12 protein-coding genes are annotated in these 13788 nt (G+C 68.6%); all 12 read right to left on the reverse strand.

What is annotated here, in order from left to right; translation table 11 throughout:
* Nucleotides 1-4: 4 nt before the first annotated feature.
* The gene (araH, locus tag WT53_RS08275; protein ID WP_034206374.1) at nt 5-1021 is read right to left on the reverse strand and encodes an L-arabinose ABC transporter permease AraH; all 1017 of its coding nucleotides are present in this window, start codon (nt 1019-1021) and stop codon (nt 5-7) included.
* A 69-nt stretch (nt 1022-1090) separates the two neighbouring features.
* Nucleotides 1091-2602, reverse strand: coding sequence for an L-arabinose ABC transporter ATP-binding protein AraG (gene araG / locus WT53_RS08280; RefSeq protein ID WP_060259128.1), 1512 nt, complete (start codon nt 2600-2602; stop codon nt 1091-1093).
* A 67-nt stretch (nt 2603-2669) separates the two neighbouring features.
* Nucleotides 2670-3665: an arabinose ABC transporter substrate-binding protein gene (locus tag WT53_RS08285; protein WP_034206372.1), complete on the reverse strand. Its 996-nt coding sequence runs from the start codon at nt 3663-3665 to the stop codon at nt 2670-2672.
* A 111-nt stretch (nt 3666-3776) separates the two neighbouring features.
* Complete coding sequence (locus WT53_RS08290; protein WP_034206371.1) at nt 3777-4556, reverse strand: SDR family oxidoreductase; 780 nt, start codon at nt 4554-4556, stop codon at nt 3777-3779.
* A complete protein-coding gene (locus tag WT53_RS08295) occupies nt 4556-5233 on the reverse strand; it encodes a 2-dehydro-3-deoxy-6-phosphogalactonate aldolase (protein ID WP_059500946.1) in 678 nt (225 codons plus the stop codon). Before WT53_RS08295 ends, WT53_RS08290 begins: the two co-directional genes overlap by 1 nt.
* 29 nt (nt 5234-5262) lie before the next feature.
* The gene (locus WT53_RS08300) at nt 5263-6288 is read right to left on the reverse strand and encodes a 2-dehydro-3-deoxygalactonokinase (RefSeq protein ID WP_034206369.1); all 1026 of its coding nucleotides are present in this window, start codon (nt 6286-6288) and stop codon (nt 5263-5265) included.
* Nucleotides 6285-7184: an IclR family transcriptional regulator gene (locus WT53_RS08305; protein ID WP_059824552.1), complete on the reverse strand. Its 900-nt coding sequence runs from the start codon at nt 7182-7184 to the stop codon at nt 6285-6287. The genes WT53_RS08300 and WT53_RS08305 overlap by 4 nt, the downstream gene beginning before the upstream one ends.
* 352 nt (nt 7185-7536) lie before the next feature.
* Entirely contained in the window at nt 7537-7935 is a 399-nt protein-coding gene (locus tag WT53_RS08310; protein ID WP_060259131.1) for an EF-hand domain-containing protein, read from the reverse strand.
* Nucleotides 7936-8011: 76 nt separating this feature from the next.
* Complete coding sequence (locus tag WT53_RS08315; RefSeq protein ID WP_059824554.1) at nt 8012-9622, reverse strand: S10 family peptidase; 1611 nt, start codon at nt 9620-9622, stop codon at nt 8012-8014.
* A gap of 426 nt (nt 9623-10048) precedes the next feature.
* Nucleotides 10049-10786, reverse strand: a complete 738-nt coding sequence (gene mtgA / locus WT53_RS08320; protein WP_034206365.1) for a monofunctional biosynthetic peptidoglycan transglycosylase — start codon at nt 10784-10786, stop codon at nt 10049-10051.
* A 14-nt stretch (nt 10787-10800) separates the two neighbouring features.
* Nucleotides 10801-11667, reverse strand: coding sequence for a shikimate dehydrogenase (aroE, locus tag WT53_RS08325; protein ID WP_060259135.1), 867 nt, complete (start codon nt 11665-11667; stop codon nt 10801-10803).
* Nucleotides 11664-13748: a ribonuclease catalytic domain-containing protein gene (locus WT53_RS08330; RefSeq protein ID WP_034206363.1), complete on the reverse strand. Its 2085-nt coding sequence runs from the start codon at nt 13746-13748 to the stop codon at nt 11664-11666. Before WT53_RS08330 ends, aroE begins: the two co-directional genes overlap by 4 nt.
* Between the last annotated feature and the right edge of the window lie 40 nt (nt 13749-13788).

The following is a 13788-nucleotide window of genomic DNA, read 5'->3' on the forward strand; positions in this document are numbered from 1 at the left end:
TCGGTCAGTCGCGTACGCCGCGGTTCTTGAGCTGGTCGAGCAGCACGGCCGCGAGCAGGATCGCGCCGCGCACGAGGTACTGGTAGAACGCGTCGATGTTCAGCAGGTTCATCACGTTCTCGACGGTACCCATGATCAGCACGCCGATCACGACGCCCGAGATCGTCGCGCGACCGCCCATCAGCGACACGCCGCCGAGCACGCACGCGGAGATCACGTTCAGCTCGAAACCCTGCGCGGCGTTCGGCTGACCCGACGTGATGCGCGACGCGAGAATCACGCCCGCGAGCGCCGTCACCGCGCCCTGGATCAGGAAGATGTACACGCGCGTGCGTTCGACGTTGATCCCCGCGAGCCGCGACGCTTCCGGATTGCCGCCGATCGCGAGCGTGTTGCGGCCGTAGACGGTCTGGTTCAGCAGCACGCCGAAGCCGACGAAGCACAGCAGCGTGACCCAGATCGGCAGCGACACGCCGAACATCGACATCCCGCCGAGCGCGATGAACGTGTCCGACGACACGCCGACCGCCTGCCCCTTCGACACGATGAAGCCGAGCCCGCGCACGATCTCCATCGTCGCGAGCGTCGTGATCAGCGCGTTGATGCGCAGGTACGCGATCACCGCGCCGTTCACGAAGCCGATCGCCGCGCCGGCGGCGACCGCCGCGACGATCGCGACGAACGTGTTGTCGGTCGCGTTCAGCACCATCGCGCACAGCACGCCGGAGAACGCGACGGTCGAGCCGATCGACAGGTCGAAGTCGCGCGACGCGAGACAGAACATCATCGTGCACGCGACCATGCCGATCTGCGAGATCGACAGCGCGAGGCCGAGCATGTTGTCGATCGAGAAGAAGTGATCGACGGTCAGCGACATCGTGATGAACATCACCGCGAAGATCGCGATCAGGCTGTATTCGGTCAGATGCTGCCACCACTTCTGGCGGTCGCTCTGCTGTGGCACCAGCGCGTCGGCCGACGGCTTCGCGGCGGCGCTGGCAAGGTTTTCGTTGACTTGCATGGTGTGTCTCCTGCTCCTGCATCGCGCGACCCGCGCCGCGCGTGTTCGATTCGAATGTCGTATGCCGCGTCAGGCGGCCTGGACCGCGCTCGCCTGCGGCAGCGCGAGGTTCAGCACCGCGTGCTCGTTCGCCTGCGCGCGCGGCAGCTCGCCGGCGATGCGGCCTTCGCGCATCACGACGACGCGGTCGGACACGCCGAGCACTTCCGGCAGTTCCGACGACACCATCACGATCGCGCAGCCGCGCTCCGCGAGCCGGTAGATCACGTCGTAGATCTCGTGCTTCGCGCCGACGTCGATCCCGCGCGTCGGCTCGTCGAGGATCACGACCTTCAGGTCGGGCTCCGCGAGCCAGCGCGACAGGATCGCCTTCTGCTGGTTGCCGCCCGACAGGAAGCGGATCTTCTGGCGCCGGTTCGGCGTCTTGATCTTCAGCCGCTGGATGAAGCGGTCGGCCGTCTCGCTTTCGGTCTTGCCGTTGATGAAGAGCCCCGCGCGCAGCGAATGGCGACGGCAGCTGATGTTGATGTTCTCCGCGACCGACGCGATCGCGATGATCCCTTCTTCCTTGCGGTCCTCGGGGCACAGCACGATGCCGTGACGAATCGCGTCGCCGGTGCGCTTCACGTCGATGCGCGCGCCGTCGAGCGTCAGCACGCCCGCGCGCTTGCGGTCCGCGCCGTACACGAGCCGCATCAACTCGCTGCGACCCGCGCCGACGAGCCCGAAGAAACCGACGATCTCGCCCGCGCGCACCGAGAAGCTCGCCGGTTCGCGCAGCGCCGGGCCGTCGACGCCTTCGGCGGAAAACCGCACGTCGCCGAGCGCGCGCGGCGCGTAATGGTAGATGTCCGAAATCTCGCGCCCGACCATCTCGGCAACCAGCCGCTCGCGCGGCACGTCGGCCAGCGATTCGTGCGACGCGATCTTGCGCCCGTCGCGAAAGATCGTGCACGCATCGCACAGCCGGTAGATCTCGTCCATCCGGTGCGAGATGTAGATCAGCGCGCGGCCTTGCGCACGCAGATCGTCGACCAGTTTGAACAGCACCTCGGTCTCGCGATGCGACAGCGAGCTCGTCGGTTCGTCGAGCGCGATCACGCGCGCGTTGCGCATCAGCGCCTTGCAGATCTCGACCATCTGCCGCTGCGCGATCGACAGCCGCCCGAGCCGCGCATCCGGATCGAGATCGACGCCCATCTCGGCGAGCCGCTCGCGCACGTAACGCTTCGCCTCGCGCTTTCTCACCCAGCCGAACGCGTTCGGCAGGCGGCCGAGCAACAGGTTTTCCGCGACCGTCAGGTCGGGCACGTACTGCAATTCCTGGTGAATCACCGCGATGCCGGCCGCGATCGACGCGGCCGCACTCGCGAACTGCACGGGCTGGCCGTCGACCAGCACGCTGCCCGCATCGGGCTGGTATTCGCCGCCGAGAATCTTCAACAGCGTCGACTTGCCCGCGCCGTTCTCGCCCATCAGGCCATGCACCTCGCCCGCATGCACGTCGAACGAAATGCCGTCGAGTGCGCGCACGCCGGGAAATACCTTGCCGATATTGTCAAAACGCAGTGCCGCTGACACGTCGTCTCCCCACTTCCAGATCGATCGACCGCCGGCCGCCGCGTCGCCGCGGCAGCCGGCGGGCCGCTTACTTCGACGCGAGCCCCATCTCCTCGCGCACCTTCGCCACGTTGTCGCGCGTCGCGAGCATGCCCGTCGTCAGCGTCAGCGGCGGCGGCGCCTTGCCCTGCGTGATCCACGCGTACATCAGGTCCGAGGTTTCCTCGCCGTGGCGCTTCGGGCTGATGATCACGGTGCCGTAGAAGCCCGTCGGCTGCGGCTTCTTGAACTCGTTCAACGCCGAATCGGAACCGCCGATGCCGATGCCGATCATGTTGTCGGCCTTGAAGCCGCGCCCTTCGGCCGCGCGCACCGCGCCGAGCACGGCTTCGTCGTTCAGGCCGTAGGCGACCCAGTGCTTGAACTGCGGGTTCTTCGTGAGCGCGATGTTCGCCGCGTTGAACGCGTTTTCCGTGTCGGTCTTCGCCTGCGGCGCCGCGATCACGTTCGCCTTCGGGAAGCCGGCGGCGACCAGCGCGTCGGTCGCGCCGCTCGTGCGGTCGTGCGCGGTCGGCAACTGCTCGTAGGTGATGTCGATCGCGCCGACGTCCTTCATGTCCCAGCCGCGCTTCTTGATCTCGGCCGCGATGCCGTCGCCGACCTGCTTGCCGATGTTGTACGCGGAGATCCCCATGTGCGGCACCGCCTCGATCGGCTTGCCCGCGCCGTCGACGAGGCGGTCGTCGACCGTCATCATCTTCAGGTTGTGCGACTTCGCCTTCGCGACGATGCCCGGCCCGAGCTTCACGTCGGGCGTGCAGATGATGAAGCCCTGCGCCTTCTGCGCGGACAGGTTGTCGATCGCGCTCATCACCTTCTCGCCGGACGGCGCGCCGATCTTCACGAGCGTGAAGCCCTTCTGCTTCGCGGCGATCTCGGCGAATTTCCATTCGTCCTGGAACCACGGCTCTTCCGGCTGCTTCACCAGGAAGCCGATCTTGACCGGGTCGGCCGCGTGCGCGACCGGGCTGCCCATCACCACCGCGGCCGCGGCGGCCAGCGTTACGAACGTTCTGCGTTTCATCTCCAGTGTCTCCTTGTTTTCATCGAACAGGATGCAGCCGCTTGTTGGTCTCGACGCAGCGTGCGCGCGGCCGTCGCACGTGCGGTCTTTCGAATCGTTACGTCAATCTTGTCAGTCGTGATACAGCGCCGCGCGCCCGCCATCGACGGTGATGCACGCGGCATTGATGAACGGCGCCTCGTCGGACGCCAGAAACACGGCCGTCATCGCGACCTCCTCCGGGCGGCCGATCCGCTTCATCGGCTGCAGCGCGAGCGTCTCGGCGCGCGCCGCGGCCGGATCGGGCTGCGCGTCCCACCAGTCGCGCGTCAGCTGCGTCTCGATGTAGCCCGGCGCGATCGCGTTCACGCGCACGTTGCGCGCCGCGTATTCGATGCCGAGCGCCCGCGTGAGCCCCAGCACGCCGTGCTTCGCGACCGGGTACGGAAAGCAGCCCGGGATGATCCTGAACGCATGCGTCGACGCGATGTTCACGATGCTGCCGCGCCCGCGCTCGACCATGCCCTCCAGCGCCGCGCGGCAGCCATGCCACACGCCGTCGAGATCGACCGCGAAGCAGCGCCGCCAGTCGTCGTCGGTCATCGTCAGCGGATCGGCGAACACGTTGATGCCCGCGTTGTTCACGAGCACGTCGAGCGGGCCGAACGCCGCTTCGGTCTGCGCGAGCGCATCGCGCACCGCCTGTTGCCGCGCGACGTCCGCCTGCAGCGGCAGCACGCGCGCGCCGTCGCATTCGCGTGCAATCGCGGCGGCCGTGTGCTGCGCCTGCGGGAAGTCGAGATCGACGAGCGCGACGGCCGCGCCTTCGCGCACGAACGCGCGCGCGATCGCGGCGCCGATGCCGCGGCCCGCGCCCGTCACCATCGCGACCTTGCCCGCGAGGCGGCCCATCATGCGGCTCCGCCGCGCGCGACGCGCAAGCCGGCCTGGAACGCACGCGCATTCGCCGCGGTCGTGTCGGCCGACTGGCCGGGGCGGTACAGCGCCGAACCGAGCCCGAAGCCGTTCGCGCCGGCGTCGAGGAACGGGCGCATGTTGTCCGGCGCGATCCCGCCGACCGGAATCAGCGGCACCGCGCGGTCGATCACCGCGCGCCATGCCTTCACGACCGTCACGCCGAGTTGCTCGGCCGGGAACATCTTCAGCACGTCGGCGCCGTTCGTCAGCGCCGCGAACGCTTCGGTCGGCGTCGCGACGCCCGGCGCGCTCGCCAGCCCGCGCTCGCGTGCGCGGCGGATCACGGCTGCGTCGCTGTGCGGCATCACGATCAGCGCGCCGCCCGCGTCCTGCACGCGGTCGACGTACTCGGCGCGCAGCACGGTGCCCGCACCGACGATCGCGTCGTCCGGCAACGCGCGCCGCAGCGCCGCGATGCTGTCGAACGGGTCCGGCGAGTTGAGCGGCACCTCGACGATCCGGAAGCCGGCGTCGTAGAGCGCGCGGCCGTGATCGGCCGCTTCGGCGGGCGTGATGCCGCGCATGATCGCGATCAGCGGACACGCGTCGAACGCGCGCATCAATGCGGCGTGGGGCGTGTACGGCGCGGGCAATGTCAGGTCGGACGGCATCGAGGATTCCTCTGCAAGCAGTTCGGTGTTCAGTGGTCGGCGCAGACGGGTTCGCCGTCCGCACGCACGAGCCCGGCGCGCGACGCGATCCGCCACAGGCCGAGCTCGGTCGCATGCGCGGCGACACGCGCATGCGCATGGCCGAATACCTGGAGCGCATCGACGTAGCGCGAGCACAAGCCGTCGTCGCCGATCAGCAGCAACGGCTGGTCCGCGAGCGCGATGCCGCGCTCCGCGAGCATCGCATCGAGCGCATTCAGCTCGTGGCCGATCAGCAGGCCGGACAGGTAGTCGCCCTGCGCATCGGGCGCGAGCCGGTCGGTCAGCCCCAGCGTGCGCGTGCTGAAAATCGTCGCGAGCAGCCCCGTGTGTTGCGCGCCGCGTGCGACCGACACGCCGCGCACGAACGCGTCGCGGTCGGGCGACGCGCCCGTTCGCATCGTGCGGCCGAGGATCGTGTGATCGCGCAGCACCGCGAACAGCTCGCCGGTCATGAAGGTCTGGAAGCGCTCGATCAGCCCGTCCTTCACCCACGCCCATTTCGCATGCGTGCCCGGCAAGCCGATCAGGACCCCTGAACGATCGGCGCCAAGCGTCGGGTCGCTCGCGAGTGCGCCGACGATCTGCGTTTCTTCGCCGCGCATCACGTCGGGCAATTCGCCCGTCGCGATCACGCCCGGCACGATCGAGACCGTCGCGCCGCGCGCCGTCGTCACCGTGATGAGGCCCGCGACGAGCGCGTCCGCGCCGGCCGGCACCGCGACGTACGGCGCCTCGCGCCAGCCCTGCGCGCTGCCGACCATGCCGGCGGCGAGCACCGGCAGGCCGGGCGCACGGTCGAGCCAGTCGCCGCACGCTTCCTCGAACACCGCGTCGAACGCACGCGCGCCGCCGCCCGGCACGTGCATCACGCCGGCCGCCCGGCTACGCGTGTCGATCGGCACGCCGTGCGCGTCGAACAAATACGCGCGCAGCGACGTGGTGCCCCAGTCGAGCGCGATCAGCGACGGGGAGGCGGAACTGGCATCCGGAACGGGCCGGGTCGAAGTCGTCATCGTTTGATCCTGCGGGTACCCTGCGGCGGGCTCCAGCCCAGTTCCGCGGAAATGGCTCGCGCTTCGCGCTGCACGAGCGGAATCAGTTCGTCCATGCGGTCGTGCGGCATGTACGGAATCGTGCTCGCGACCGACACCGCCGCGACGATCGCGCCCGACGCATCGCGGATCGGCGCGGCCACGCAGCGGATCGACGCCTCGTTTTCCTCGAGATCGAACGTATAGCCGCCGGCCGCGTAATGGGCCATGCGCTGCAGGAACGCGCTCGTCTCGGGCCGGTTGTCGGGCTTGAAATTGACGCCGGCCAGCGCGCGCCGCGCGGCCTCGAACAGCGAGCGCCACAGGTCCGGATCGAGGTCGAGCATCATCGCCTTGCCGATGCCGGTCGACGCGAGCGGCATCCGGTGGCCGACGCGCGAGCGCATTTCGAGGCCGCGCGTGCCGGGAATCTTGTCGATGTACAAGACGTCGTCGCCGTCGCGCACGCCGAGATGGATCGTGTCGAGCGTCGCTTCCGCGAGCGCTTCCAGATGCGGACGCGCCACCGCGGTGAGCGGCATCTGCTCGAGCGCGATCGTGCCGAGCTCGATCAGCTTCGGGCCGAGCAGGTAGCCGCCCTGCACCTGGCGCAGATAGCGCGCCTGCACGAGGCTGCTGACGAGCCGGTGCGTCGTGCTGCGCGTCGTGCCGAGCGCGGCGCCGATCGCGCGCATGTCGCGCGCGCCGTTGGCGATCGCCTCGAGGATCGCGAGACCGCGCAGCAGCGTCTGCGTGCCGGCCTGCTGCGCGGCGAGGTCGAGCGGCGTGCTGGTCGGGCCGATGCTGTCGGTCAGCGACGCATTGACCGGCATCGCGCGCCGGGCGTCGAGGGCAAGGGAATCTGGCATCTTGGTCATGGGGCGGGGCTTCTTCAACGGAATCGGTGAAGCCGCACGCGCGGCGCCGGAATTGCGTCCGGTGCTGCGGCGTGGCGGCGGTCGATGCACCGAGTAAAGCGCCCGGCGAACTTCATGGAAGGTGTCTCCGTGTGCGACGGGCGCCGCGCGATGCGTGGGTCCGAAGCTGTCGATGTGCTTCGGATTGTAGGAGCGCACGCACTCGTCTCCAATATTTGAATGCGTTGTCCAGATAATGAGAATGGCGACGAAATCGGTCGCGGGCTCGACGCGGCGGCCGCGCCATGCGCACGGGGGCGGAAGACCTGCCGCGTCGCAGGCTCCGCCCCCGTTTGTTCGACGCGTCGCGCGCTTACTGCTGGCTCGTGTCGCGCGCCTGCATGTAGCGCTGCACGTCGGCGAACGACACGCGACCGTTGCCGCCCACGTCGATCTGCCGGAAGTGGTTCGCGACGTAGCCGAGGCCGGCCGCGCGCGCCTGCGACTCGGTGATCGAACCCGTGTTCTGCGTATCGGCCGCGCTGAATTGCCGCGCGAGCTTGCGCACCACCTGCGCATGCAGCGCGGCGCCGGTCGTTTGCGTGCCGGCGGTCGGGTGACGGGCGGCCGGCGGCACGTACGGATCGCCGAGTTGCGCCTGGCGCGCCCGCGCCGGCGCGGCGGCGTCGCTCGCCTGCGCGAACGCGGACAGGGATGCTGCGGCGCCGACGCATGCGAGCGCGGCGGCAACGACGATGAAACGATTCTTCATGTCAGGCTCCAGTCTGGATGAGGTCGACGGCCGGCGAGCGGCGCCGCGGGGGCGCCCTGTCGCCGGCGTAGCGCAATCAGTGCGCGGCCGCGCTGTAGAAGGTCACGAGATCGGCTTTCTCCTGCGGACGCGACGTATCGTCGAGATAAACCATGTGCCCGCCCTGATAGTCCTTGATCGTCAGGTTCGGTTGCGTCCCGAGCCGCGCGAGGTCGAGCTCGGTCTGGTAGAACGGCGTCGCGATGTCGTGATACCCGTTCAGCGACAGCACCTTCAGTTGCGGATTCAGTGTCAGCGCCGCGGCCAGATCGGGGATCGTGTCGGGCATCGCCAGGCCGTCGTGCGTCCAGTCCCACGTGTTGATCGCATTGCTGCTCACCGAGTAGGCCGACTGCGCGGTGTACTTCAGCTCGTTCGGCAGGTAGCTGCCGATCGTGTCGGTGAACGGCTTCGTGATGAACGAGCTGGACGGATCGCCGTCGGCCGCGAGCGGGCTCGACACGGGCACGTTCACGCGTGCGTCGTAGCGGCCGATCAGCGTGCCCGGGACCAGCGACAGCTGGAAGCTGTTGTCGAAGAAGGTCGGGACCACGTTGAAGTCCGCCTCCCACAGCGCCCGCTTCACGCCGGTCGAATTCGCCATCGTCGTGACGAGATTCGGCGGCGGCGGCGTGTGGCTCGCCAGATACGCGTTCACGGCAGGCGCGTAGCTGCCGGCCGTCAGCAGGCGCATCTGGTCCGCATACTGCGGCAGGTTCGACGGGTTGGGGTTGTCGAGCTGGTAATACGCGCCGACCGTACCGTACGACGGCACGAAGCCGGCGCAGCTCACCGGGCTCGCGCCATTGTTCGAGTTGCCGACATAGTCGCTCGCCATGTCGCAGTTCGTGTTGTAGTTCAGGATCGACGATTGCAGCACGATGCCGTCGAGCTTCACGCCGGCCGTCTCGAGCAGGTTCGCGAGCACGTCGGTGCGCGGCGTGCCGTACGATTCGCCGAACAGGTATTTCGGCGAATCGTTGCGCTGGTTCACGCTCAGATAGCGCGTCACGAAATCGCGGAACGCGCCGGCATCCTGGTCGACGCCCCAGAACGTCTGGTTCGTGTTCGGCGCGATCGCTTCCGAGAAGCCGGTGCCGATCGCATCGACGAACACGAGGTCGGTCGTGTCGAGCAGCGTTTCCTGGTTGTCGACGAACGGGAACGTCGACGTGTTCGCGTTCGGGTCGCCGGTCTGGATCCGGCGCGGGCCGAACGAACCGAGGTGCAGCCACACCGAGGCCGAGCCTGGGCCGCCGTTGTACAGGAACGTGACGGGCCGCTTCGCCGCGGGCTGGTTGTCGGCCGTGTAGGCGACATAGAAGAACGACGCTTCGGGCGCGCCCGTCTGCGGATTGCGTGCGACGAGGTGGCCGGCGGTGGCCGTGTAGCGGATCGTCTTGCCGTTCAGCGTGATCTGGTGGTGCGTGACGGCGGCCTTTTCGACCGCGGCGGACGCGTCGAGCGACGCGTTCGCGCTCGACGAATAACTGTTGGGATCGTTGTACGCGCGGTCGACCTGACCGGCGGGATCGGCCGAATTGGCGGCGCTTGCAGCAGCGGACGACGTCACGTCGTCGTTGCAGGCCGTCAGAATCAGCGAAGAACACACCACCCCCAACAACAGCTTCGCTTTGCTCGCTGGCATCGTTGCGTTCCTTCTCTCGGATGTTTTTCGTGTCGAGCAGCCGGATAAGCCGCCCCCCGCCTCGATTGCGGCCGATAAGCCGAGGCGCTGGCCAATATACGCGAGCCCGTCAGCTTTGAAAAATTTTGAAATATTTGGCGCGCGGGCGGTGCGGCGCACACCTTTCAGGAATGCTTCGATTCGCGAAACGTTGCATTTCGCGTCGCTTTCATCGACTTTCGCGTTTACTCGCAAAGACTAAAAAAGCATCGATTTCACGCGCTGCCGGCCAACAAAATCGTGCGGTCGCCGTCATTGCTCAGCAAACCGAAATAGACGGATTCGTCTAAAGGATGTGGCCCGAAATGACGGCGACACGAATCCGCTGCAGCGCACCAATCGCGCGTCGACGGCGAAACGGACAATGCAGCGGCGCGAACGCGCCGCTCATTCGGATTGCGGCAGCTCGGCCGCGCCCATCCGGCGCGCGATGATCGCCGCCCGCTGCGCCTGGTAGGCCGAGCCGCGATGCGCATCGAACCAGCGCGGCTTCGGCAGCATCACCGCGAGGCGCGCCGACTGCCACGCGCCGAGCCGGCTCGCGGGAATCTTGTAGTAATAGCGTGCGGCCGCTTCGGCGCCGTACACGCCGCGCCCCCACTCGACCGAATTCAGGTAGATCTCGAAGATGCGCTCCTTGTCGAGCACCGTCTCGAGCATCCACGTGATGATCAGCTCCTGCCCCTTGCGGATGTAGCTCTTCTCGCGCGACAGGAACAGGTTGCGCGCGAGCTGCTGCGTGATCGTCGAGCCGCCCGCGACGATCCTGCCGCGCGCCTTGTTCTTCTCCCATGCCTGCAGGATCGCGTCGACGTCGTAGCCGTTGTTGGTCGCGAAGGTCGCATCTTCGGACGCGATCAGCGCACGCTTCAGGTTGCGCGAGATCTGGTCGTACGGCACCCACTGGTGCCGGATCTGCGCGGGCGGCGTGTCGCGCGACAGCCACCACGCGTCGGTGCGCATGAACGCGGTCGAGCCCGGGTTCACGAACGACCACAGCGCGATCTGCGCGAGATAGAACAGTTGCGTCGCGAGCCATGCGCCCGCGAACACCGATCCCGCATAGACGATCCAGCGAGCGAGGCTCGTCGTCCGCGTGCGCTGCGTGCCGCTCACCGCCACCACGTGCCGCGCTCCGCTCAGCTCGCCGCGAGCGCCTGGCGCAGCGCGGCCAGCACCGGTGCGCCGTCCGGCCGCACGCCGCGCCAGATGAAGAACGATTCGGCCGCCTGCTCGACCAGCATCCCGAGCCCGTCGGCCGTGCGTGCGCCGAGCGACGCCGCGTGCTGCATGAACACGGTCGGCTGCGCGCCGTACATCATGTCGTACGCGAGCGTGCCGGCGCCGAACGCGGCAGCGTCGCATTCCGGCAGCGCGGCGTCGAGGCTGCCGGCCGTCGCATTGATCACCACGTCGTACGGTTCGGCCCGCACGACGCCGGGGCCGCCGCCCGCGAGCGTGCAACCCGCATCGTGCGCGGCCTGCATGAACTGGCCGACGAGCGCTTCGGCCTTGCTCGCGGTGCGGTTCACGATCGCGATCGACAGCGGCGCACGGTCGAGCAGCGGCAGCACGACACCGCGCGCGGCGCCGCCCGCGCCGAGCAGCAGGATGCGCGCGCCCGCAAGCGACACGCCGAGATTCGCTTCGATGTCGCGCACGAGGCCGACGCCGTCGGTGTTGTCGCCGTGAAGACGGCCGTCGGCGTCGATACGCAGCGTGTTCACCGCGCCCGCCGCCGCCGCGCGCGGCGACAGCGTGTCGGCGAGCGCATGCGCGTCGAGCTTGAACGGCACCGTCACGTTCGCGCCGCGACCGCCTTCGGCGACGAACGCGCGCACGGCGGCCTCGAAACCGTCGACCGGCGCGAGCCGGTGCGTGTACTCGATCGGCTCGCCGGTCTGCGCGGCGAATTGCGCGTGGATGAACGGCGACTTGCTGTGCGCCACCGGGTTGCCGAACACGACATAGCGGTCGACGCCGCTCGACGACGCGGCTGCGTTCATGATGCGCGCCCTTCCTCGCCGTCGTTGCCGCTCGCGGCTTCGCCGCCCTCCGCCGCCGCATCGCCCGATTCGGCCAGTGCTTCGGCCTCGGCTTGCGCCGACGCGTCTTCCGCGTCGACCAGCGTCTCGTCGCCGCCTTCGGCGTCATCCTCTTCGTCGGCCGCGTCGCCGCTCGTCACGGTCGGCGCGTCGAGCACGTTCAAGAGGCGCACCGACGCCTCGATCGTCAGCTCGTCGAGCGACATCACGTCGAGCAGCACGCGCGTGCCGCGCGCATGCACGCCAAGCCCCGGCACGTGCAGCAGCAGCGGAATGTCCTCGAGGCGCACGAGATCGCCCTTCACGACGCTCGCGACGACCTGCTTCTTCTGCTCCTGCGCGAGCCAGCGCAGGCACCAGAAGTACTCCATCCGGCGCTGGTAGTCGGCGTAGGCCGTATACGTATCGTCGAAACCCTGCACGACCGCGTACAGGTCGGCGTCCTTCGGCTTGAACGGCGCCGCGAGCTTCGCGGTGACGCCGTGCTGCACGCACGCGAGCAGTTGCCACTGGTTCACGAGGTCGACGTAGCGGCGCAGCGGCGACGTGCTCCACGCGTATTGCGCGACGCCGAGGCCTTCGTGCGGCGCGGCCGTCGTCTGCATCCGCGTGCGCTTCGGGCCCGGCGCGCCGAAGCCGCGCTGCGAACGATAGATGCCCGGCACCGTGTGATCGTGCAGGAACGCGCCCCAGGTCGAGTTCGCGAGAATCGCGAGCTCCGACACGATCAGGTCGAGCGGCGAGCCGCGGCGGCGCGGCGTGATCGTCACGTGCTCGCCTTCGACGTAGAAGTTGTAGTCGGTGTTGCGCTGCACCTCGCGCTTCAGGCCGTAGCCCGCGCGCGCGACCTGGCGCTTCTCGAACAGCGCCTGCGCGAGCGGCCACAGCACGGCGATGTCGTCCTTGTGCGGATAGTCGCCGGTGCCGGCCGCGAGCGTCTCTTCGGTGACGAGTTCGTCGAGCGTGTTGTGGCGCAGGTTGTTCTTCACGAAGACGAGCTCGGCGCGCGTCTCGTTCGCGACGATGTCCTGCGTCTCGCGGTTGACGATGATGTACAGCGACAGCGCCGGGCGGTAATCGCCCTCCTTCAGCGTGAACACGTCGACGACGTCGTCCGGCAGCATCGTGATCTTGTCGCCCGGCATGTAGACGGTCGACAGGCGCGCGCGCGCGATCGCATCGACCGGATCGCCGCGCACGATGCCGAGCGCCGGCGCCGCGATGTGCACGCCGATCCGCACGCGTCCGTCGGACAGGTGCTCGACCGAAAATGCGTCGTCGATTTCGGTGGTCGTGATGTCGTCGATCGAGAACGCCTCGACGTTCGCGCGCGGCAGGTCGTCCGGCAGCGGGCCGACCGTGACGGGCGGAAAGCCCGTGCCGTGCGGGAAGAATTCCGCGAGAAAGCGCGCTTCGTGCAGCGCGCGCGGCGACTCGATGCCGCCGCAGTCGAGCATCAGCCGCGCCGGCGACACGCCGCGCGCGCCGGCCGCCGCTTCCATCGCCTTGTATTCGATCGAATTCTTGTCCGGCCGCGTCAGCAGCCCGAGCACCTTGCCCGCGAACGCTTCCGGCAGCTTGCCGGCCTTCAGTTCCTCTTCGTACTGCGCCTGCACGAGCGCCTGCTGGCGCTTGCGCTCGAGCGAGGCGAGCGCCATCTTGAGCTGCTCTTCCGGCGCGCGCTGGTACTGGCCGCGCCCCTTGCGGCGGAAATAGACGGGCGAGCCGTGCAGCCGCAGCACGAGCGCCGCGCGCTCGACCGGGCCGTACGTCGCGCCGAAGTACTCGGCGGCGAGCGCCGTGTACGCGAACTCGTCGGCCGGCGCGCATTCCCACAGGAAGTCCAGGTCGATCTGCTGCGCGGCCGTGTCGGCCTCCTGCATCAGCTCGCCCGCGGCCGGCTTGTCGAATTCGATCAGCACGTCTTTCGCGCGCACCTTCGCGCGCCGCCCGCCGGGCAACTCGACCTGAAATGCGTCGCCCTGGCGCGACAGCACGCTGCCCGCCTTGAAACTGCCCGATTCCTCGAAGAAAACGTTCACTCAGTACTCTCGTTCAGACTGCCGGGCGCCGCGTCGGCGG

This window comes from Burkholderia sp. MSMB2157WGS (genome assembly GCF_001532755.1).
Classification (GTDB): Bacteria; Pseudomonadota; Gammaproteobacteria; order Burkholderiales; family Burkholderiaceae; genus Burkholderia.

Excerpts from the sequence above, each read along its gene's own strand:
- WT53_RS08305 (WP_059824552.1), bottom strand. The coding sequence starts at position 7,184 with ATGACCAAGATGCCAGATTCCCTTGCCCTCGACGCCCGGCGCGCGATG.
- WT53_RS08295 (WP_059500946.1), bottom strand. The coding sequence starts at position 5,233 with ATGCCGTCCGACCTGACATTGCCCGCGCCGTACACGCCCCACGCCGCA.
- WT53_RS08290 (WP_034206371.1), bottom strand. The coding sequence starts at position 4,556 with ATGGGCCGCCTCGCGGGCAAGGTCGCGATGGTGACGGGCGCGGGCCGC.
- aroE (WP_060259135.1), bottom strand. The coding sequence starts at position 11,667 with ATGAACGCAGCCGCGTCGTCGAGCGGCGTCGACCGCTATGTCGTGTTC.
- WT53_RS08300 (WP_034206369.1), bottom strand. The coding sequence starts at position 6,288 with ATGACGACTTCGACCCGGCCCGTTCCGGATGCCAGTTCCGCCTCCCCG.
- araH (WP_034206374.1), bottom strand. The coding sequence starts at position 1,021 with ATGCAAGTCAACGAAAACCTTGCCAGCGCCGCCGCGAAGCCGTCGGCC.
- WT53_RS08315 (WP_059824554.1), bottom strand. The coding sequence starts at position 9,622 with ATGCCAGCGAGCAAAGCGAAGCTGTTGTTGGGGGTGGTGTGTTCTTCG.
- WT53_RS08285 (WP_034206372.1), bottom strand. The coding sequence starts at position 3,665 with ATGAAACGCAGAACGTTCGTAACGCTGGCCGCCGCGGCCGCGGTGGTG.
- WT53_RS08310 (WP_060259131.1), bottom strand. The coding sequence starts at position 7,935 with ATGAAGAATCGTTTCATCGTCGTTGCCGCCGCGCTCGCATGCGTCGGC.